This window comes from Hydrogenophaga defluvii (assembly GCF_042665235.1).
Taxonomy (GTDB): domain Bacteria; phylum Pseudomonadota; class Gammaproteobacteria; order Burkholderiales; family Burkholderiaceae_C; genus Hydrogenophaga; species Hydrogenophaga defluvii_A.
This window is the reverse complement of the sequence record NZ_JBHTBZ010000056.1, coordinates 58,342-77,908: the sequence shown is the minus strand read 5'-3', so window position 1 is coordinate 77,908 and position 19,567 is coordinate 58,342. Positions and strand designations below refer to the sequence as shown.

Annotated in this window: 19 protein-coding genes; 11 read left to right on the top strand and 8 right to left on the bottom strand. The window is 66.1% G+C overall.

Annotation, left to right across the window (positions count from 1 at the left end):
* Positions 1-172 precede the first annotated feature (172 nt).
* Both ACFQU0_RS17650 and ACFQU0_RS17645 read left to right on the top strand, forming a co-directional pair.
* Positions 173-490 (top strand): hypothetical protein, encoded by a 318-nt coding sequence (locus ACFQU0_RS17650; protein WP_382203040.1) that lies wholly within the window; start codon positions 173-175, stop codon positions 488-490.
* Positions 491-500: 10 nt separating this feature from the next.
* On the top strand, positions 501-914 hold the full coding sequence (locus tag ACFQU0_RS17645; protein WP_382203039.1) for a hypothetical protein: 414 nt from the start codon (positions 501-503) through the stop codon (positions 912-914).
* Positions 915-919: 5 nt separating this feature from the next.
* Here ACFQU0_RS17645 and ACFQU0_RS17640 read toward each other — a convergent pair whose 3' ends face one another.
* The 5 genes from ACFQU0_RS17640 to ACFQU0_RS17620 are packed head-to-tail and all read right to left on the bottom strand — an operon-like array spanning position 920 to position 9,318.
* Positions 920-4,846 (bottom strand): translocation/assembly module TamB domain-containing protein, encoded by a 3,927-nt coding sequence (locus tag ACFQU0_RS17640; protein WP_382203038.1) that lies wholly within the window; start codon positions 4,844-4,846, stop codon positions 920-922.
* Positions 4,843-6,651 carry an autotransporter assembly complex protein TamA gene (locus ACFQU0_RS17635; protein WP_382203037.1) on the bottom strand — a complete coding sequence of 603 codons (1,809 nt, stop codon included), beginning with the start codon at positions 6,649-6,651 and terminating at the stop codon, positions 4,843-4,845. The genes ACFQU0_RS17640 and ACFQU0_RS17635 overlap by 4 nt, the downstream gene beginning before the upstream one ends.
* 2 nt (positions 6,652-6,653) lie before the next feature.
* The gene (locus ACFQU0_RS17630) at positions 6,654-7,841 is read right to left on the bottom strand and encodes a vWA domain-containing protein (protein WP_382203036.1); all 1,188 of its coding nucleotides are present in this window, start codon (positions 7,839-7,841) and stop codon (positions 6,654-6,656) included.
* 15 nt (positions 7,842-7,856) lie between these two features.
* Positions 7,857-8,471, bottom strand: coding sequence for a GNAT family N-acetyltransferase (locus ACFQU0_RS17625; RefSeq protein ID WP_382203035.1), 615 nt, complete (start codon positions 8,469-8,471; stop codon positions 7,857-7,859).
* Positions 8,472-8,475: 4 nt separating this feature from the next.
* On the bottom strand, positions 8,476-9,318 hold the full coding sequence (locus tag ACFQU0_RS17620) for an AAA family ATPase (protein ID WP_382203034.1): 843 nt from the start codon (positions 9,316-9,318) through the stop codon (positions 8,476-8,478).
* Between the two features lie 143 nt (positions 9,319-9,461).
* Here ACFQU0_RS17620 and ACFQU0_RS17615 point away from each other — a divergent pair, with 143 nt between their 5' ends.
* Positions 9,462-10,121 (top strand): c-type cytochrome, encoded by a 660-nt coding sequence (locus tag ACFQU0_RS17615; protein ID WP_382203033.1) that lies wholly within the window; start codon positions 9,462-9,464, stop codon positions 10,119-10,121.
* Between the two features lie 51 nt (positions 10,122-10,172).
* On the opposite strand, the gene ACFQU0_RS17610 is transcribed toward ACFQU0_RS17615, so the two are convergent.
* Entirely contained in the window at positions 10,173-10,607 is a 435-nt protein-coding gene (locus ACFQU0_RS17610) for a DUF1841 family protein (protein WP_382203032.1), read from the bottom strand.
* 105 nt (positions 10,608-10,712) lie between these two features.
* Here ACFQU0_RS17610 and pcaF point away from each other — a divergent pair, with 105 nt between their 5' ends.
* Genes pcaF through ACFQU0_RS17590 form a run of 4 tightly spaced genes read left to right on the top strand, consistent with a single transcriptional unit; the run spans position 10,713 to position 13,815 of the window.
* Entirely contained in the window at positions 10,713-11,915 is a 1,203-nt protein-coding gene (gene pcaF, locus ACFQU0_RS17605; protein ID WP_382203031.1) for a 3-oxoadipyl-CoA thiolase, read from the top strand.
* Positions 11,912-12,688, top strand: a complete 777-nt coding sequence (locus ACFQU0_RS17600; protein WP_382203030.1) for a sulfite exporter TauE/SafE family protein — start codon at positions 11,912-11,914, stop codon at positions 12,686-12,688. The genes pcaF and ACFQU0_RS17600 overlap by 4 nt, the downstream gene beginning before the upstream one ends.
* Positions 12,689-12,745: 57 nt before the next feature.
* On the top strand, positions 12,746-13,363 hold the full coding sequence (locus tag ACFQU0_RS17595) for a nucleotide-binding protein (RefSeq protein ID WP_382203029.1): 618 nt from the start codon (positions 12,746-12,748) through the stop codon (positions 13,361-13,363).
* Positions 13,360-13,815: a MaoC family dehydratase gene (locus tag ACFQU0_RS17590; protein WP_382203028.1), complete on the top strand. Its 456-nt coding sequence runs from the start codon at positions 13,360-13,362 to the stop codon at positions 13,813-13,815. The genes ACFQU0_RS17595 and ACFQU0_RS17590 overlap by 4 nt, the downstream gene beginning before the upstream one ends.
* On the opposite strand, the gene trmL is transcribed toward ACFQU0_RS17590, so the two are convergent.
* Both trmL and ACFQU0_RS17580 read right to left on the bottom strand, forming a co-directional pair.
* Entirely contained in the window at positions 13,799-14,293 is a 495-nt protein-coding gene (trmL, locus tag ACFQU0_RS17585; protein ID WP_382203027.1) for a tRNA (uridine(34)/cytosine(34)/5-carboxymethylaminomethyluridine(34)-2'-O)-methyltransferase TrmL, read from the bottom strand. The genes ACFQU0_RS17590 and trmL overlap by 17 nt on opposite strands.
* A 36-nt stretch (positions 14,294-14,329) precedes the next feature.
* On the bottom strand, positions 14,330-14,953 hold the full coding sequence (locus ACFQU0_RS17580; RefSeq protein ID WP_382203026.1) for a ComF family protein: 624 nt from the start codon (positions 14,951-14,953) through the stop codon (positions 14,330-14,332).
* Positions 14,954-15,100: 147 nt separating this feature from the next.
* On the opposite strand from ACFQU0_RS17580, the gene ACFQU0_RS17575 reads away from it, so the two are divergent.
* The 4 genes from ACFQU0_RS17575 to ctaD all read left to right on the top strand — a co-directional run bounded on the left by ACFQU0_RS17575 (position 15,101) and on the right by ctaD (position 19,558).
* The gene (locus ACFQU0_RS17575) at positions 15,101-15,952 is read left to right on the top strand and encodes a class I SAM-dependent methyltransferase (RefSeq protein WP_382203025.1); all 852 of its coding nucleotides are present in this window, start codon (positions 15,101-15,103) and stop codon (positions 15,950-15,952) included.
* A gap of 226 nt (positions 15,953-16,178) precedes the next feature.
* A complete protein-coding gene (locus tag ACFQU0_RS17570; RefSeq protein ID WP_382203024.1) occupies positions 16,179-16,643 on the top strand; it encodes a DUF2244 domain-containing protein in 465 nt (154 codons plus the stop codon).
* 55 nt (positions 16,644-16,698) lie between these two features.
* A complete protein-coding gene (gene coxB, locus ACFQU0_RS17565) occupies positions 16,699-17,895 on the top strand; it encodes a cytochrome c oxidase subunit II (RefSeq protein ID WP_382203023.1) in 1,197 nt (398 codons plus the stop codon).
* A gap of 37 nt (positions 17,896-17,932) precedes the next feature.
* Positions 17,933-19,558: a cytochrome c oxidase subunit I gene (gene ctaD / locus ACFQU0_RS17560; protein WP_382203022.1), complete on the top strand. Its 1,626-nt coding sequence runs from the start codon at positions 17,933-17,935 to the stop codon at positions 19,556-19,558.
* The last annotated feature ends 9 nt before the right edge of the window (positions 19,559-19,567 follow it).

The window sequence follows — 19,567 nt, the reverse complement described above, 5'->3', positions numbered from 1 at the left end:
GGGCGTGTTGCATCGCTCCTCCACAAACCGGACAGATTACTTGCTACGAACCGGACAACTCATTTGCTGCTGACACACCCTGGCCACAGGCCTTGTCCCTGGGCAGAGGGCGGCCTAAAATTGTCAATTATCTTCAGTGCGCCGGCTGTTCCGGCGTGTCGTGGGAGCAGACATGACCCCCATCAACACAGTGGCCGGCAGTTACGGTCGGGTGGCGTCGAGCACGGCGACGCCTCAGGAGCGGCCGCCTGCCGCCCAGACGGCGCAGGCTGCGCCGGCGCCCACGCAGCGGCCCTCGACCGTGGTCAACATCAGCCCCGAAGCGCGTGAGCGCGCTGAAACGGCCGAACGTGCGGCGCAAACGCCGCCCACCCCGCAGGCCAATGACGCGTCGTCGCGTGCGCAGTCCGACACGCGGGCGGCCCAAAACCAATACGCCCAGGCCGCTGCCGCTCAAAACGCCAGCGGTCCCCAAGGGCCGTCCAGCTGAGGAGCGCGCTTTGGCCGCGATCTCCAGCGTGGGCGCCTATGTGCCGGTGCAGCGGGTGCAGGCGGAACGCGCCGCGGCGCAGGCCGAGGGGCGCGCGCAGCGTTTGGCGGCTGAGAGCCAGCAGGCACGTGGCCAGGCCGATCGGCTGAACCAGCGGGCCGATCGCTTGCGGGAAGCCTCAGGGCAGGCGCAGAACGAGGCCGCCAGCGCGCGTCGTTCGGGTGACGCAGCACCTGCGGTCTCGCAGGTGGGGCAACCGGTGGCTGCGGCCGTGCCCAGCGGGTTGAGTGCGCCTACCCCAGCGCCAGTGCGCACCGGTGTGCTCGGGCCGTCAACGGTGGCTGACAGCCTGTCCTCCATCAACCGGTACCTGCAAGTGGGTGGTGCGGCCACGCCCAGCCCGACGTTGAACGTCAGCGCCTGAGGTGGTCAGTCGTAAGGCAGCGTGAAAATCAGGTCCACGGCGTTGTCTTCGCCGGTGCGCGCGCGCAGGGTGAGGTGCCTTGACACGTCGTAGAACAGCGAGAGCGTGCCCAGCGTGCCGGCCAGGCTGCGTTCGTAGGCCACGTAGAGCCGGTTGGACAGGCGTTTGCCCAGGGTGATGGTGGCGCCGCTGACGGTTTCACCGCTGGCGTTGGTGGTGGTTTCACCGGCGCCGCGCACGGAAATCTCGTCCAGGCCAAACAGACCGTCCAGGGGGCTGGCACCGCTGCCGCCGCTGAGCAGGGCGATGGCGGCCTGTTGCAGTACCGCGGCTTCGGCGCCACCGCCGCTGGCGCTGCGGCCCAGCACCAGCCAGGCCAGCTTTTCGCTGTCGGGCAGGTCGGGGTCTGAGTACAGGCGCACCTGTGGCGCTTGTGCGGTGCCTCGGATTTGTACGCCCACGCGTTGGCTGGTGAAGGGGCGTATGGCCAACACGTCCAGCGCGGGGTTGTCGTAAGGGCCGGCAAAACGCACCACGCCTTGTTCGATGTCCAGCCGCTGGCCGTAGGCGCGGTAGGTGCCGCGCACGGCGCGCACCTCGCCCAGCAGGCGCGGCGTGGGTTGGGCCGCCGTGCTGCGCAGTTCTAGCTCGCCGGCGAGCCGGGTGTCCAGGCCGTGGCCGCGCACCTGGAAGTTGTCGCCCAGTTGCAGTGTGAGCTGCACATCGGGCAGCACACGTTCGCCGCTGCTGGCCTGGCCGTTGGGGGTGCTGCGGCCACGCACCACCACGTCGTCCCCCAGTCGAGGCGTCTGTTCGTCGGGCAGCACAAAGGCGGCCTGGTCCACGCCCAGGTTGCCGCGCAGTTGCAGGTGTTTGCCTTGCAGGCGGGCTTGTACCTGGCCGCTCACGGTCAGTCGCCGGTCGGCGCGCACCGACACGCGCAGCCGCTCGGCCTGGGCCTGCAGTTGCAACACGGGTTGGCGGTGGCCGTTGGGTGGGACGGTGGCCGCCCAGCTGGCGCTGCCGCTGGCACGGAGTTGCCCCCCGGTGGCCGCGCCGCCTGGGCCTTCGAGCGTGAGGCTGTCGATCAACAGTTCTTCGCCGCGCAGGCTGGCGCGCAGTTCGCCGTTCGCGAACGCGATGCCGTCCACCAGCGAGCGCAGGGCCAGGCCGTCGCCGCGCAGTTGGCCGCTCCATTGCGGCGTGGCGCGCGTGCCGGCGAGTTCGGCGTTGGCCTGCAGGCTGCCACTCAAGCGCCAGCCAGGTGGTGCCAGCACCGACCACAGACCCACCTGGGGCAGGCTGGCTTTCACGTGCCCAGCCAGCGGCGCATCGGCCGGCCAGTGGGGTTGGGTCAGGCCACCGTTCCAGCGGGTACGAACCTGTGCGTTCACCTGGCCTGCGCGCTGGCTGTCCCAAACGAGGCGGGCGCTGAGTTCGGCGCCGTTGAGCTGCAGGCCGAGCAGGGCCTGGGCCACACCTGCGGTCAGCGGGCTGTTGCCAGGGGTGTTGGGATCGGCCTTGAGCGCCAAGTCGCCACTGCGGCGTTCAAGGGCCAGTTCGCCTTGTGCGCCATCGGTGCCGTGGGCAGGCAGGCGCAGTTGCCAGCGCGCGTCGAACAGCATGTCGCCTTGCAGGTTGGCCTGGGCCAGCAGGCCCTCGGGGCGTTCGTCGCTGCGGGCCAGGTGGTCCAGCCAGCTCAGGGGCAGGCCGCGCAGGCTGCCGCTGGTGCTCAGGCCCGCGTTGGCGCCGGTGGCGAGCCACTGGCTGGTGTCCCAGCGCAAGGGCCGTGGTGTGGGGTCGAGGTCGGGTGCCGTGATGTTCAGCCCACCCGCATCCAGTGCAACACCGTCGCGCAGCCAGTGCAGCACCAGCGGGGTGTTGGCCGCGAGTTGCCAGCGGGCCAGCGCGGCGGGCACCCGCGCCACGCGGGCGTCGGCGCGCCATGGGTCGGCCACCAGCCTCGGGCCATCGGCCTCCGGCCACACCGTCCAGGCCTGGTTCAGACGCAGCTCATGGCCTTGGTGGCTCAGCGCCCCGCTGTGCTGGAGCTGCCAGCGCCCGCTGCGGCCCGACAGGTCCATCTGCCAGCCGCTGAGCGCGCTGCGCGGGCCGGTGGCCTGCGCGAACGCCAAAGTGGGCAGTTGCAGTCGCAACGTCAGGGGCTGGGCGGGCTGGTTGAGCAGGGTGCGTGTGTCGGCGCTGTGGGACAGGGCCGCCCACCAGCTCTGCGCTCGCTGCCAGCCACCCTGCCAGCTGAGTTCAAGACCGCCGGCATCGCGCGCAGACCAGCCGCTGGGCATGGCGTCGGCCGGGCGCACGGCGGCTGCCACACGCTGTATCCAAGGGAACAGCCGCTCGGCCTGCGGCACCTCCAGGTTGACGTGGGCGTCGCCGGTCTCGGGGGCCAGGTTGGCCTGCCAAGAGGCGCTGGCGCCCGGCGCGTTCAGGCGGCCGTCTCCTTGAAAGGTTTGGCTGCGGTTGTCCCAGCGGGCTTCGGCCGACAGTTGCGCTTGCGGCGACTCAAGGTGCAGGCGTTCCAGCGTCCACACATCGCCATGCCACTGGCCTTGCAGTTCGGCCAGGCGCAGGGTCAGTGGGTGGTTGGGGGCCCGCTTGTCGGCCGGGCGGGCGCGGAGGGAGAGCCGGTGTCCTTCGCGGGGGGTGCCGCTGGCTTCGGCCTCAACATGGAGGGTTGCGTCGGGCAGCGTGCTCCACAAGGCAGCGGGTTGCAGCCCGGCCCAGTCCAGCCGGCCAGTGGCGTTGAAGCTGCCCGGCCGATCCCCCCAGGACAATGTCGCCTGGCCGGAAAGTTGGCCCCGAGCCGCCGTGGCCGTCAGTTGCTCAATCGCCCATTGCCGCTCGCCGCTTTGTTGCACACGGGCGCGCAATCGCTCCACCGGTAGGCGCTGCCGGTCCCAAGGCCCGGCCTGGCTGTTGTTCAGTTCGATGTCGGCCTGCCACTGTGCACCCTTGGGCTCGGCGCGTATGCTGCCCGACAGCCCGGTGCGAGGTGCAGCGGGCCACACGGCAGCGAGGTCGATGTGGGCAAGCTGCACGTCGGCGCGGTGCAGGGGCTGGGATGCCCAGGGGCGCAGCTCGGCCGCCACCGTGGCCTGTGGCGTGCGTGCACCTGCCGACAGCGCTTGCGTGGGGCGGAGTTCGGCGCTCAATTGCAGTTGTGCGTTTGCACCGGCCAGGCTGCCCCGCACCGTGGCGCGGGCTTGCAGCGCCGGGCCACGCCATTCGGGCACCGTCACTTCGCCCTGCAGCGCGGCCTGCAATGCCATGGGGGCGATGCCGTCCAGCGTCAGCTCGCCTTGGTAGCGGCCTTGGGCCAACGTCAGTTCATCGAGCCGCAGGTGATGGCGCTGGGCGTTGTCGTAGCGGTAGTGGCCTCGCAGCGGGCCCAGGGTGACGGGTGAGGCACCGTGGTAAGTCAACTGGCCCACCTCGAAGGGCAGCGAAACGGGCACCGGCAGCGTGAGTGCCTGCAGCGGCTCGGTGGGGGTGGCGGGGCGCTGGTCGCGCACGGACACCCGGGCGGCGCGCAAGGTGTGCACGTGGATGCCATCGCCGTGCACCAGCGCCAGCCACCAGCGCGGCGCCCAGGTCAGCGTGAAGTCGTCGATCTCTACATTGAGGCCGCCTTGCGACCAGGCCAGGTGGGCGATGCGCCCCCCTTCGATCAGTGCCGTGGGCGGGTCGGTCGGGTCCAGGCGCATCTGCAGCGAGCCCAGGTGCTCGGGGTATTGCGCGGCCGAGGCCTGGGTCCAGCGCAACGCTTGCTGGAAAGAGCCTGCGCTGTGCCCCCAGGCGAACAGCACGCCGAGCAGCGCGAGCAACAGGGCCAGCAGGGCGCCGGGCCACCAGTGCAGCAGCCAGCCGGTGCCGCTGAGCAGCATGCGCCAGGTGGTGCGCAGGCGGCTCAAAACGTGGCCCCCACACTCAGGTGGATGCGCCAGCGTTTGGTGTCCAGGCCGTAGGCCAGGTCCAGTTGCAGGGGGCCGACAGGGCTGTTGTAGCGCACGCCGGTGCCCACGCCGTAGCGGGGTTTGAGGTCGGTCGGGCGGTTGGCCACGGCACCGGCGTCGATGAACACGGTTTGTTCCCAGTCGCTCGGTTGGCCCGGGCTGCCCAGGGGACGCTGCCATTCGAGGCTGGCCACGCCCAGGTAACGCCCAGGCAGCACGCTGCCGTCCGCTTGTGGCACACCGATGCCCCGCACGTCGTAGCCGCGAACGCTCACATCACCACCGGCCAGAAAACGCTGGGTGGCGGGAATGCGCGCGTCGTCGGCAGCCAGCACCGCGCCTCCTTCAAGCCGCACCGCCAGACGCTGGCCCGAGGCCCGTTCGGTGAGCGGGAACAGGCCGTGCCAGCGGGCGCGCGTGCGCAGATAGGGGCGGCGGCTGTCGCCCAGCGTCATGCCCACGCCCAGTTCGGCGCTGTAGCCCTGGCCTTGGCGCGCCACGGGCAAGGCGTCGTACTGGCGGCGGGCGAAGGCAAAGTTGGCGCTGACGGACGATTCGGCCATCAGCGGACCGGAGGCGCGCAGGGCCTCGCTGTCGCTGCGTGCACGGTCGTACTGCAGGTAGAAGCTGCGGTCGCGGGTGGCGGTGTCGGTCGTGCGGCCGGCGCGCAGGCGCTGGCTGGTGATGCTGAGGTCGGCGTCGCGTTCGCGTTGGGCCAGCGCGCCCACGTTCCAGTACCAGCCGCTGGCGTCGCGGGACGAGCGCAGTTCGCCTTCGGCCAGCGGCGTATCGCGTTCGGCGCGCAGCTTCACGGTGGAGCGCCAGTGCAGGCCAGGCACGCGATGGTGGGTGTGCTCCAGGCTCAGGCGTGGGCCGCTGTTGGTGCTGGCGCCCACGCCCAGCACCAGCTTTTGCAACTGCGCCTCGCGCAGTTGCAGCACCACCGGGGCGGCGTCGGGGTCACCGGCGGTGTCCACAAACACGAAGGCCGCGCTGTAGTAGCCGCTTTCGGCCAGGCGCTGTTGTGCGGCCTGCAGGGTGGCCAGGTTGTAGTCGGCGCCGGGCACCAGGCCGGCCAGACGTGCCAGGTCGGCGGCCTGATCTGGCGGGTAGCGTTCGGCACCTTCTACCCGCAGCTCCCCCAGGCGCACGGGGGTACCGGTGTCCACCTGCAGGGAGAGGTGGGCCTGTTGTTGGGTGGGGTCGATGTCGGCACGGCTGTCGAGCAGCCGGGCCAGGGGGTAGCGTTGGGCGGTGAGGCCACGCAGCAGACCGGTCTTGGCGTTGTCCCACGCGGCCTGGGTGAAGGGCTGGCCGGGGGGGAGTGACCATTGCGCGCGCGCGGCCGATTGCCGGGCTTCAGCCTGTGGGTCGCCCGCAGTGGCAGGGGCGAAGCGGACGTCCACCGAGGCCACCTGGGTGGGCGGCCCGGGCTCGACGTCGATCTGCACCTGGGGCCGCGCGCCCTCGCGCGCCACGCGCACACGGATCACCGGCGAAAAGTGGCCCTGTGTGCCCAACAGGTTGCGCAGGTCGGCCGGGGCTTGGGCCACCAGCCGGTCGAGTTCGGAGGCGTCGAGGTCGGACAGGTCGCGAAAACGCTGCAGCTCGGCGTGGCGCAGCAGGAAGGCGCGCAGCGGTTCAGGGGCCTGGAGTTCGATGTCGAAGCGCGGCCCGCTGTCGGGGGCTTGGGCTTGGGCGCGTGCGGGCGGAGCGCCTAGCAGCGCCAGCGCGAGCAGGGCGCTGGCTGCCGCGCACTGCACGGCTACTTGGAGAGCTGACGCATGGCGTCTTCCAGGCCTTTGAGTGTGAGTGGGTACATGCGCTGTCCCATCAGTTGCTGCACGATGGAGATGCTCTGCCGGTACTGCCACACGCCCTGGGGCTCCGGGTTGATCCAGGCGAACTTCGGGAAGGTGTGGGTCAGGCGTTGCAGCCATTCGGCGCCCGCCTCTTCGTTGTTGTATTCGACACTGCCACCAGGCTGCAGGATTTCATAGGGGCTCATCGTCGCATCGCCGACGAAGATCAGTTTGTAGTCCTTGTTGTACTTGCGAATGATGTCCCAGGTGGGAAATTTTTCGGCGTAGCGCCTGCGGTTGTTTTTCCACATGAAGTCGTAGACACAGTTGTGGAAGTAGTAGTACTCGAGGTGCTTGAATTCGTTCTTGGTGGCCGAAAAGAGTTCCTCGACGCGGGCGATGTGTTCGTCCATGGTGCCACCCACGTCCATCAGCAGCAGCACCTTGACGTTGTTGTGCCGCTCGGGCCGCATCTTGATGTCGAGGTAGCCGGCGTTGGCGGCGGTGCGCTCGATGGTGGCGTCCAGGTCCAGCTCGTCCTCATGGCCCTCGCGGGCGAACTTGCGCAGGCGGCGCAGCGCCATCTTGATGTTGCGCGTGCCCAGCTCCTGGCTGTCGTCGTAGTCTTTGTAGGCGCGCTGGTCCCACACCTTGACGGCGCTTTTGCCGCCGCCTTTGCCGCCAATGCGTATGCCCTGTGGGTTTTGCCCCCCGTTGCCGAAGGGGCTGGTGCCGCCTGTGCCTATCCACTTGCTGCCACCTTCGTGGCGTTCCTTCTGCTCTTCAAGCCGCTTCTTGAGCGTCTCCATGAGCTCGTCCCAGTCCATCTTGGGCGCGTTGGCCTTTTGTTCGTCACTGAGCAGGTGCTCCATCTCCTGGCGCAACCAGTCGGCGGGCACGGGCTTGGTGAAGTCGGCCAGCATCTCCACGCCTTTGAAGTAGGCCGCAAAGGCACGGTCGAACTTGTCGAAGTGCTTCTCGTCCTTGACCAGCGCGGTGCGGCTCAGGTAGTAGAAGTCGTCCATCGTGCAGGCGTCGGGGTTGGTGGGCCCGACCACATCGGCCTGCAGCGCTTCCAGCAGCGTGAGGTATTCCTTGACCGAAACGGGCAGCTTGGCCGCGCGCAGGGTGTAGAAGAAGTCGATCAGCATGGCGCCTCCTGGGGTTCAGCCCCTGGGCTTGATCATCTGGTGGTTCAGGTGCGCCTTCACCGTCGGCCACTCGCTGGCGATGATGCTGTAGACGCAGGTGTCGCGCAGGCTGCCACCGGCCGCCGGGTGCGGGTTGATCTGGTGGTTGCGCAGCACACCGTCGAGCTTGGCGCCCAGGCGTTCGATGCCACGGCGGCTCTGGTGGTTGAAGAAGTGGGTGCGGAACTCGACGGCGATGCAATCCAGCTGCTCGAACGCATGGGTGAGCAACAGGCGTTTGCATTCGGTGTTGACGGCGCTGCGCTGCACCGCACGGCGGTACCAGGTGGAGCCGATTTCCACCCGCCGGTTGGCCGCGTCGATGTTCATGTAGGTGGTCATGCCCACGGCCTTGTCCGCCAGCTCACCTTCGAGCGCGATGACCGCAAACGGCAGCATGCTGCCCTTGGCCTGCAGGCCCAGGCGGCGGTCAATCTCGGTCGCCATGCCCTCGGGCGTGGGAATGGCGGTGTACCAGTGGTCCCACAAATCCCCATCGCACACGGCTTCCACGAGGTCGTCGTGGTGATGTTGGCCGAGTGGTTCGAGTTTGGCGTTGAGGCCGACGAAGGTGATGGGTGAGGGCCACATGGTTTTACCGGTTCCTTTGGTTCATGAACACCAGCTTCTCGAACAGGGTGACGTCCTGCTCGTTCTTGAGCAGCGCGCCCACCAGGGGCGGCACGCTGACCTTGTCGTCTTGGCTTTGCAGCGCTTCCATCGGGATGTCCTCGGCCATCAGCAGCTTGAGCCAGTCCAGCAGCTCGGAGGTGCTGGGCTTTTTCTTCAGGCCCGGCAGGTTGCGGATGTCGAAAAAGGTTTTCATGGCTGCGGTCAGCAGCTCGTTTTTCAGGTTGGGGTAGTGCACGTCCACGATTTGTTTCATCGTGGTGGCGTCGGGGAACTTGATGTAGTGGAAGAAGCAGCGACGCAGGAAGGCGTCAGGCAGCTCCTTCTCGTTGTTCGACGTGATGAACACCAGCGGGCGGTTTTTGGCTTTCACCAGCTCACGCGTCTCGTAGCAGTAGAACTCCATGCGGTCGAGTTCGCGCAGCAGGTCGTTGGGGAACTCGATGTCGGCCTTGTCGATTTCGTCGATCAGCAGCGCCACCGGCTCTTCGGCTGTGAAGGCCTGCCACAACACGCCCTTGACGATGTAGTTGTGGATGTCCTTGACGCGCTCGTCACCCAACTGGCTGTCACGCAGGCGGCTCACCGCGTCGTACTCGTACAGGCCTTGCTGGGCTTTGGTGGTGCTCTTGATGTGCCACTGCAGCAAGGGCATGCCCAGCGCCTGCGCCACTTCTTCGGCCAGCATGGTTTTGCCGGTGCCGGGTTCGCCCTTGACCAGCAGCGGGCGTTTGAGGGTGATGGCGGCGTTGACGGCCAACATCAGGTCTTGTGTGGCGACGTAGTTGTCGGAACCTTTGAATTTCATGGTGGACTGTGGGGCTGGGAATCCGTGCATGGGCCGGCAAATCGCGGACAGGTCATGAAAATGAGCTGTAACCGAGTCTATATAATCCGCCGTTGATTTTCGTCAAACGACCCACCCATTGTGCTTGCAAAATGAACAAACAGATGTCCTCTCTGCTGAAGCCGGTTGTCGCTATGGTGACCATGACCCTGGCGACGTTTGCGGCGCAAGCCCAGGCGCCCGCGGGGGATGTCAAGGCGGGTGAGTCCAAGGCCGCCATGTGCATTGGTTGCCACGGTATTCCGGGCTACCAGAACAGCTTCCCCGAAATCCACAAGGTGCCCATGATCCAGGGCCAGTCGGACAAGTACATCGTCAGCGCGCTGACCGCCTACAAGAAGGGCGACCGCAAGCACCCCACCATGCGCGGCATTGCCGCCTCGCTGAGCGAGCAGGACATGGCCGATCTGGGCGCTTTCTACGCCAGCCAGGGCAAGGCGCCCATCGGCGAAACGCCTTCGCGTGCCGCCAGCACGGCCGTGGCCGAGCTGCTCACCAAAGGTGCTTGTGTGTCTTGCCACGGCGCCAACTTCAGCAAGCCCATCGACCCGAGCTACCCCAAGCTGGCGGGTCAGCACTCGGACTACTTGTATGTCGCGCTCAAGTCGTACACCGTGGAGGGCAACAACGTGGTGGGCCGCTCCAACGGCGTGATGGCCGGCATTTCCAAGCAGTTCAAGCCGTCTGAACTCAAGCAGATTGCCAACTACCTGGGCAGCCTGCAGGGCGAGATGCAGACCCAAGCCGAATCGCGGTTCCGCTGATTCCGTAGCGGGATGTCCTCAAAGGCCGCTCCTTGAGCGGCCTTTGTTTTTTCAGTCCCGCGTGGCGCGCGCCCGCACGCGTTCCAGGTAGGCGTGCCCATCGGGTGGGCGGCCGCTGCGCTGGCTTTCCCACAACATCTCGCCCAGGCATTCCATCACTTCGTGGTGCGCGTCGTGCAAGGAGTCGCGGCGTGCCACCAGCAGCTCCACCGCTTGCCGTATGCCGGCGGGCTGGTCGATGCTGCACTGCTCGCTGATCGTCAGGTGCATGGACAGGTGCAGGAAGGGGTTGCTGCCGGCAGGGTCTGGCTGCTCCATGTCACGCAGGGCCGCATCCACATCGGACAGCGCGGGGTGGAACTCCGGATGCTCGGCCATCCACAGTTGTGCCAGCGACTCGATCGCCTCCATCGGTTCAGCTTGGTGCCATTTGCTGTAGACCGAGCAAAAAAAACGGCGGACATCGGCTTGGGACGGGGAAAACATGGCGGCTGGGTGTGGCGCGCGCGGGCTGGCGCAGAGGCTGCGGAGCATAAGCGAGAATCGGTGCACCCCCCGTTGACCCCTTATTTACCCTCTGGAGGAGACCCCGTGACCCAAGCTTTCATCTGCGACGCCATCCGCACCCCCATCGGCCGCTACGGCGGCGCACTTAGCAGCGTGCGCACCGACGACCTGGCCGCCATCCCGCTCAAGGCGCTGATGGCGCGCAACCCCAACGTCGATTGGGCCAGCGTGGTCGATGTGATCTTCGGCTGCGCCAACCAGGCCGGCGAAGACAACCGCAACGTGGCCCACATGGCCTCGCTGCTGGCGGGCCTGCCGCTGGATGTGCCCGGCGCCACCCTCAACCGCCTCTGTGGCTCTGGCATGGACGCCGTGGGCACGGCTGCGCGCGCCATCAAGTCGGGTGAAGCCGGACTGATGATCGCCGGTGGCGTGGAAAGCATGAGCCGCGCCCCCTTCGTGATGCCCAAGGCCGAGAGCGCCTTCAGCCGCAACAACGCGGTGTACGACACCACCATCGGCTGGCGCTTCGTCAACAAGCTGATGAAAGAAAAGTACGGCGTGGATTCCATGCCCGAGACGGCAGAGAACGTGGCCACGGATTTCAAGATCGAGCGCGAAGCACAAGACCGCATGGCCCTGGCCAGCCAACTCAAGGCCGTGGCCGCGCAGCAGGCCGGCCACCTGGCTGCTGAAATCACCCCGGTGAGCATCGCGCAGAAGAAGGGCGACGCCATCGTGGTGGACACCGACGAACACCCGCGTGCCACCAGCCTGGAGACCCTGGCCAAGCTCAAAGGTGTGGTGCGGCCCGATGGCACGGTGACCGCCGGCAACGCCAGCGGCGTGAACGACGGCGCCTGCGCGTTGATCCTGGCCAACGAAGCCACTGCCGCCAATAACGGCCTCACCCCCCGCGCCCGTGTGGTGGGCATGGCCACGGCCGGTGTGGCGCCGCGCATCATGGGCATCGGCCCGGCGCCGGCCACGCAGAAGCTGCTGGCACAAACCGGGCTGACTTTGGCGCAGATGGACGTGATCGAACTGAACGAGGCCTTCGCCGCCCAGGGCCTGGCCGTGTTGCGCCAGCTGGGCCTGCAGGACGACGACCCGCGCGTGAACCAGTGGGGCGGCGCGATTGCGCTGGGCCACCCGCTGGGCGCCAGTGGTGCGCGCTTGGTGACCACGGCGGTCAGCCAGCTGCACCGCCTGGGCGGGCGCTACGCGCTGTGCACCATGTGCATCGGCGTGGGGCAGGGCATTGCCCTGATCGTGGAGAAGGTTTGAGCCTGTTGCTTGACCTGCCGCTGATCACCGACCCCTGGTTTTACGCGGTGTCCATCCCGGCGGTGCTGCTGCTGGGGCTGAGCAAAAGCGGCTTCGGCGCCGGCTTCGGCTCGCTGGCTGTGCCCATGATGGCCCTGGCCGTGACGGTGCCTCAGGCCGCCGCCATCCTCATGCCCGTGTTGCTGGTGATGGACCTGCTGGGCCTGGCCGCGTTCAGAAAGGACTTCGACGTCCCGATGCTGAAGTTCCTGATCCCGTGTGGGTTGGTGGGCATCGTCATTGGGGCATTGTTGTTCCGGGCCTTGCCCGCCCACGTGGTGGCCGGTCTGGTGGGCGTGTTCACCCTGCTGTTTCTGGCGCAGCGCCTGCTGTTTCCACCCAAGCCCGGCAGCGCGCCGCCACCGCGCTGGGTGGGCGCCATCCTCACCGCCACGTCGGGGTTCACCAGTTTCATCGCACATGCGGGCGGGCCACCCATCAACGCCTACATGATTCCGATGAGGTTCTCGCCGGTGAAGTTCACCGCCACGATGGCGGTGTTCTTCTTCGTCATCAACCTCAGCAAGTGGGTGCCGTATGGCATGTTGGGCTTGCTGGACATGCGCAACATGGCCACTTCACTGGCACTCCTGCCGTTTGCGCCCTTGGGTGTGTGGGCCGGCGTGAAAGTCGCGCGGCGCATTCAACCGGGTTTGTTCTACCGGCTGGTGTACGCGGGCATGTTTTTGACGGGCGTCAAACTGGTGTGGGATGCTGTGGCCCACGCAGGCTGACCGCGCCTGGTCTGGGCGGATAAGATTCCTGGCTATTGCCGAACCCAGGAGGTGTGCATGCCAGTTGTTGTTGTCGCCAATCCCAAAGGTGGCGTGGGCAAATCCACTTTGTCCACCCACATCGCGGGGTACTGGGCCCGCCAGGGCCATGCGGTGATGCTGGGTGACGTGGACCGCCAGCAATCGTCCCGCCTGTGGTTGGGCTTGCGGCCCGAGGCGGCGCGGCCCATCAGCACCTGGGAAGCGGGCCCAGACCTGATCGTCAAACCGCCCAAGGGCACCACCCATGTGGTGCTGGACACGCCCGGTGGCCTGCACGGTTGGCGTTTCAAGGATGTGGTGAAACTGGCCGACAAGCTGATCGTGCCGCTGCAGGCCAGCATCTTCGACATGTACGCCACCCGCGCCTTTGTGGACGAACTGCTGGAGCAGCGCAAACACGGCAAGCCGGACATCGGGGTGGTGGGCATGCGTGTGGATGGGCGCACGATCGCCTTCGACAAATTGACCGAGTTTATAGAGAGCCTGGGGCTGCCGGTGTTGGGCCACCTGCGCGACACGCAAAACTACGTGCACCTGGCTGCGCGTGGCCTGACCGTGTTTGACGTGGCGCCTGGCCGGGTGGAAAAAGACCTGGCGCAGTGGGAAGGGATTTGCCAATGGCTGGACCAATGAGGTCGTTCGAGCGGTTGGAACATTTGCTGGCCCTGGTGGGCAGCGAGGTGGCTGTCAGCGATTGGGTGCAGGTGTCGCAGGCCCGCATCCAGCAGTTTGCCGATGCCACTGGCGACCACCAGTGGATTCACCTCGATGAGGAACGTGCCCGCAGTGGCCCGTTTGGCGGCACCATTGCCCACGGTTTCCTCACGCTGTCGCTGGTGCCGCAGTTCTTCGACAGCAGCATGGCCATCGGCGACCTACGCATGGGGGTGAACTACGGACTCAACAAGGTGCGCTTCACCGCGCCCGTGCCGGCGGGCAGCCGGGTGCGTGGGCGCTTGACGTTGCAGAAGGTGGAAGCCATTGCAGACAACGGTTTCCAGGCAACGTGGGCTGTGACGGTGGAGCGCGAAGGCGCCGACAAGCCGGCCTGTGTGGCCGAGATGTTGGTCAGGTACTACCGCTGATGCCGGCGGTGACGCTGTGGCTGAACCCGTTCTGGCGCCAGGCCTCGAACGCAGCCACAGCCACCGCGTTGGAAAGGTTGAGGCTGCGCTGACCGGCCCGCATGGGCAAACGCAGGCGCTGGGCGGGCGGGAACATCTCGCGCACCGCTTCGGGCAGGCCTTGTGTTTCGGCACCGAACACCAGCCAGTCGCCGGGCAAAAAACGCGCATCGAACGCGTTGTGTGAACCCCGAGTGGTGAAGGCGAACATGCGCTCCAGCGGCGGCCGCTCGGAGGCCAACAGTGCCTGCCAACTGGCGTGGCGGCGCAGTTCGGCGTACTCGTGGTAGTCCAGCCCGGCGCGCTTGAGCAACTTGTCGTCCATGGAAAAACCCAGTGGCTCCACCAGGTGCAACGTGTTGCCGGTGTTGGCGCACAGGCGGATGACGTTGCCGGTGTTGGGCGGGATTTCCGGGTGCACGAGGACGATGTGGAACATGGCGCGCGCATCATACCCATCGCCTTGTGTGCGTTGTCAGCCGTCGGCCGGCGTGCGCGCAAAACACAGGCCACTCACGCTGGCGGCGCCCGCGCGCAGCAAGGCGTCGGCTGCGGCGGCCAGCGTGGCGCCGGTGGTCATCACGTCGTCCACCACCAGCAGGTGCCGGCCGGCCAGCAGGGGCAGGTGGGCGGGGGTGACGGCAAACGCGTTGCGCATCTGCCGCTGGCGTGAGGCCCGGCCCTGGCCAATCTGGTGTGAGGTGTTGTCCAGCCGCAGCAGACCGTCGGGCAGCGGACGGGTTGGCCGCAAGGCCTTGACCAGTTCCCAGGCCTGGTTGTAGCCCCGTTCTGCCAGCCGGGCGGGGTTCAGGGGCACTGGCAGCACGTGGTCGGCGGCCAACAAGGCCTGTGCAATGTTGGTGTGCTGCAAGGCCAGCGCAGCCATGGCGCGCGCCCACGCGGGCTGTTGCTGGAACTTGAAGCGCGTCACCACCGTGTGCCAAGGGTAGGCGTAGTCCACCACGGCCCAACAGTGCCGCAGTGGCAACGGATGACGCAGGCAGCGTGCACAAGCCGACGCGCCTGCTGGCGTGCGCAGGGCGCAGGTGGGGCAGCGGGCCACCGCGCCGGCAAAGCGTGCCGCGCAGGCAGCGCACACAGGTCGTGCCGGCCAGCGGCCACACACTTGGCAACGTGATGGCAAACCCGTCCACACCGTGGTGTCTCCCTGCGCCGCTGGGCGGGCGCTTCGGATGACTATACTGCCCGGCGCTTTGTCTACCCACTGCTTGTTGGTCGCTTGTCCATGACGTCTCCTCCCCCCCGTTCCCGCCTGCCCGACAGCCCCTGGCTGCACGAGGAGGTGGGGCGCCGCATGGCCGAACGCCTGCCATGGATCAAACTGCAGCCCCACAGCTGGCTCAATTGGGCGCCGTCGGTGGGTGGTGCACAAAGCCATGCGGCGGTGCTCAAAACCTACCCCGAAGCCCGCGCCTGCCTCGATGGCCCGGGCGCCGCCGAGGCCCTGGCCCGCTGGGCGCCGGCCAGGGGCTGGAACCCATTCCGGCGTGGCCCCAAACTGCAACAGGCGCAACCAGGGGACACGGTGGACATGGTCTGGGCCAACATGAGCCTGCACGCCGAGTCCGAGCCGGCCGCGCGCCTGGCCGACTGGTTTGCCCGCCTCAACACCGATGGCTTTCTGATGTTTACCTGCCTGGGCCCGGACAGCCTGCGTGAGCTGCGCGCCGTGCACCAGCGCAGGGGCTGGCCCGAACCATCGCTGCCTTTTGTGGACATGCACGACTGGGGCGATCGTCTGGTGGGGGCCGGTTTTGCCGAGCCGGTGATGGACATGGAGCGCATCGTGCTGACCTACAGCGATGGCGCCGCCTTGATTGACGAGCTGCGCGGACTGGGGCGCAACCAGCACCCGCAGCGCTTTGGGTCGCTGCGTTCGCGGGCCTGGGGACGGCGTTACCGCGAGGCCTTGGTCCAGGATCTGCCGCGCAGCGAAGACGGTCGTTTGCAACTCACCTTTGAGGTGGTCTATGGACATGCCTTCAAGCCCCGCCCACGGGTCAAACCGGGGGAGGCGAGCGCCATTTCGCTCGACGACATGCGGGCGATGTTGCGTGCGCCGCGCGCTGGCGGGTGAACCTTGCCCGTCCAGTGCCGTCAGCGTGCCGTCATTTGAGGGTGCTGCCAGGGAAAACCAGTCTCTGGCGCCGCTACAATTGACGTAAATCAAGAATCGTTGGGGCATTTTCCCCGGCTGGCTGCTTGTGGCGGTGGCTCAACTCGGCGCCCGCAGCCTTTTTGGTGTGCAAGACGTGGCCGACCTTCACGAGCCGTTTCGCTTGGCTGCTGTGTGCGACGGAGAAATGCAGTGGCGACTCAAGCGCAACTGTGCGTTGACGCCACGGCAGGCGGGCTGGTTTTTCCTGCTGCTGTGTGTGTTGTCGCTGGCGGTGGGGCTGTTCTTCTGGCTGATGGGCGCCACGCTGGTGTTGCCTTTCGCTGCGTTGGAACTGGTGGCGGTGGCGTTTGCTTTTCTGCTCTATGCGCGGCACGCCCTCGATGGTGAGTGCATTCGGCTGGGGCGTGATTGCATGGTGGTGGAGCGGGAAATGGCTGGCCGCCTGGAGCGCACCGAGTTTGCCCGCGACCGGGTGCGTGTGTCATCGCAGGCGGGGCAGGGTTCGTTGATTGAGGTGTGTGCCGGAGATCGCTGTGTGACGGTGGGGCGATTTCTCAGGGCCGACCTCAGGCCGGCGCTTGCAAAAGAGATCAGGCATGCCTTGCTTGCTGTGCAATGCGGTGGGCAGGGTAGCAAAAATTTGGTGTAATCGACGTTGATATAAATCAATGGTTATATTTGAGGCGAGATCAAAAGTGAGCACGATGAAACAAGCAGCAGAACCGGTGCGCCAGGGCGCGCTTGCCCTGAAAGCCGCCGCCGGCTCCCTGGTGGCCAGTGCCGGCGCCTGGGTCAGTACCGCCGCCTACGCGGTGAACGACCTGCCTGGCGGTCCAGCCGTCAACCAGCTCAACTTTCATCCGCCGGTCACCAAGATCGCCGAAGAACAGCACTGGCTGCACTGGTTCATGATGATCATCTGCGCGGTCATCTTCGTGATCGTGTTTGGTGTGATGTTCTATTCCATCGTCAAGCACCGCAAATCGGTGGGTCACAAGGCGCAGGAGTTGCCCGAGCCAATCTGGGTCGAACTCGGCTGGACCATCGTGCCGCTGCTGATCGTGATCGGCATGGCGCTGCCCGCCACCAAGGTGCTGGTGGCGCAGAAAGACACCACCAACAGCGACGTGACCATCAAGGCCACGGGCATGCAGTGGAAGTGGGGCTACGACTACATCAAGGGCGAGGGCGAAGGCATCGCTCTCGTGTCGACCTTGGACGCCACACACCGCGAGCTGTCGAACAACCCGACCGGTGCGAAACCGGACGACTACCTGCTCAAGGTCGATCACCCCATGGTGGTGCCTGTGGGCAAAAAAATCCGCATCATCACCACCGCCAACGACGTGATCCACGCCTGGATGGTGCCGGCCTTCGGCGTGAAACAAGATGCCATCCCCGGTTTCGTGCGCGACACCTGGTTTCGCGCCGAAAAGACCGGCGATTTTTATGGTCAGTGCGCCGAACTCTGCGGCAAGGAACACGCCTACATGCCCATCCACGTGAAGGTGGTGACGGCTGAAGAGTACACGGCCTGGGTGGAAGGCAAAAAGAAAGAAATGGCCGCTGCGGCTGACGATCCAAGCAAGGTCTGGACGCTGGCCGATCTGGTCAAGCGTGGCGAGTCAGTCTATGCCGCCAACTGCGTTGCTTGCCACCAAGCGAATGGCAAGGGTGCCGGTGCGATCAAGCCCATCGATGGCGCGGCCGTCGTGCTGGACGCCGACAAGAGCAAGCTGATCTCGGTGTTGCTCAACGGTCAGAACAACGGCGCCATGCCGGCCTGGAAGCAGCTCAATGACACCGAACTGGCGGCCGTCATGACGTTTGCCAAGAACAACTGGTCCAACAAGACCGAGCAGCTGATCCAGCCTGCTGAAGTGCAAGCTGCTCGCAAGTGAGCCGGCGCCAAGAATCTGAGATCGGAAGGAAACCACAATGAGTGCAGTACTTGACCACCACGACGCGCACGGTCACGACCACCACGATGACCACCATGCCCCCACGGGCTGGCGTCGCTGGGTGTTCGCCACCAACCACAAAGACATCGGCACGCTCTACCTGCTGTTCGCCTTTGCGATGCTGATGATCGGCGGCGTGCTCGCGCTGCTGATCCGTGCCGAGCTGTTCCAGCCTGGCCTGCAACTGGTCAACCCGCAGCTGTTCAACCAGCTCACCACCATGCACGGTCTGATCATGGTGTTCGGCGCCATCATGCCGGCCTTTGTGGGCTTTGCGAACTGGATGATCCCGCTTCAGATCGGCGCCTCCGACATGGCCTTTGCCCGCATGAACAACTTCAGCTTCTGGCTGATGATTCCTGCGGGTCTGATGCTGGTGGCCTCGTTCTTCATGCCTGGCGGTGCCCCCGCCGCCGGCTGGACGCTGTACGCGCCGCTGACCCTGCAGATGGGCCCGTCCATGGACGCGGGCATCTTCGCGATGCACATCCTGGGCGCTTCCTCCATCATGGGCTCGATCAACATCATCGTCACCATCCTCAACATGCGCGCCCCGGGCATGACGCTGATGAAGATGCCGATGTTCTGCTGGACCTGGCTGATCACCGCTTACCTGCTGATCGCTGTGATGCCCGTGTTGGCCGGCGCCATCACCATGACGCTGACCGATCGCCACTTCGGCACCAGCTTCTTCAACCCCGCCGGCGGCGGCGACCCGGTGATGTACCAGCACATCTTCTGGTTCTTCGGCCACCCCGAGGTCTACATCATGATCTTGCCGGCTTTCGGCATCATCAGCCAGATCGTGCCGGCCTTCAGCCGCAAGAAGTTGTTCGGCTACGCCTCCATGGTGTACGCCACCGGCTCCATCGCCATCCTGTCCTTTGTCGTGTGGGCACACCACATGTTCACCACCGGCATGCCCGTCACCGGCCAGCTGTTCTTTATGTACAGCACCATGCTGATTGCCGTGCCCACGGGCGTGAAGATCTTCAACTGGATCGCCACCATGTGGAAGGGTTCGATGACCTTTGAGACCCCCATGCTGTGGGCCGTGGGTTTCATCTTCGTGTTCACCGTGGGTGGCTTCACCGGCCTGATCCTGTCGATGGCGCCCATCGACATCCAGATGCAGGACACCTACTACGTGGTGGCCCACTTCCACTACGTGCTGGTGGCAGGCTCGCTGTTCGCGTTGTTTGCCGGCGTGTACTACTGGGGCCCCAAGTGGACGGGCGTGATGTATTCGGAGTTCCGTGGCAAGTTCCACTTCTGGGGCTCGCTGATCACCTTCAACATCACCTTCTTCCCCATGCACTTCCTGGGTCTGGCCGGCATGCCGCGTCGCTACGCCGACTACCCCATGCAGTTTGCCGACTTCAACGCCATTGCCTCCGCCGGTGCCTTCGGCTTCGGTCTGATGCAGGTCTACTTCTTCCTGTTCGTGGTCGTGCCCATGATGCGCGGCCAAGGCGAAAAAGCTTCGCAGAAACCCTGGGAAGCCGCAGAAGGTCTGGAGTGGGAAGTGCCCTCGCCGGCCCCCTTCCACACCTTTGAAAACCCGCCGAAGCTGGACGCGACCGCCACCAAGGTGATCAGCTGATTTCCTCCC

Excerpts from the sequence above, each read along its gene's own strand:
- ACFQU0_RS17650 (WP_382203040.1), top strand. The coding sequence starts at position 173 with ATGACCCCCATCAACACAGTGGCCGGCAGTTACGGTCGGGTGGCGTCG.
- ACFQU0_RS17630 (WP_382203036.1), bottom strand. The coding sequence starts at position 7,841 with ATGCTGATCGACTTCTTCTACACCCTGCGCGCGGCCAAGCTGCCCGTT.
- ACFQU0_RS17625 (WP_382203035.1), bottom strand. The coding sequence starts at position 8,471 with ATGTGGCCCTCACCCATCACCTTCGTCGGCCTCAACGCCAAACTCGAA.
- ACFQU0_RS17620 (WP_382203034.1), bottom strand. The coding sequence starts at position 9,318 with ATGAAATTCAAAGGTTCCGACAACTACGTCGCCACACAAGACCTGATG.
- ACFQU0_RS17615 (WP_382203033.1), top strand. The coding sequence starts at position 9,462 with ATGTCCTCTCTGCTGAAGCCGGTTGTCGCTATGGTGACCATGACCCTG.
- ACFQU0_RS17610 (WP_382203032.1), bottom strand. The coding sequence starts at position 10,607 with ATGTTTTCCCCGTCCCAAGCCGATGTCCGCCGTTTTTTTTGCTCGGTC.
- ACFQU0_RS17595 (WP_382203029.1), top strand. The coding sequence starts at position 12,746 with ATGCCAGTTGTTGTTGTCGCCAATCCCAAAGGTGGCGTGGGCAAATCC.
- ACFQU0_RS17590 (WP_382203028.1), top strand. The coding sequence starts at position 13,360 with ATGAGGTCGTTCGAGCGGTTGGAACATTTGCTGGCCCTGGTGGGCAGC.
- trmL (WP_382203027.1), bottom strand. The coding sequence starts at position 14,293 with ATGTTCCACATCGTCCTCGTGCACCCGGAAATCCCGCCCAACACCGGC.
- ACFQU0_RS17575 (WP_382203025.1), top strand. The coding sequence starts at position 15,101 with ATGACGTCTCCTCCCCCCCGTTCCCGCCTGCCCGACAGCCCCTGGCTG.
- ACFQU0_RS17570 (WP_382203024.1), top strand. The coding sequence starts at position 16,179 with ATGCAGTGGCGACTCAAGCGCAACTGTGCGTTGACGCCACGGCAGGCG.
- coxB (WP_382203023.1), top strand. The coding sequence starts at position 16,699 with ATGAAACAAGCAGCAGAACCGGTGCGCCAGGGCGCGCTTGCCCTGAAA.
- ctaD (WP_382203022.1), top strand. The coding sequence starts at position 17,933 with ATGAGTGCAGTACTTGACCACCACGACGCGCACGGTCACGACCACCAC.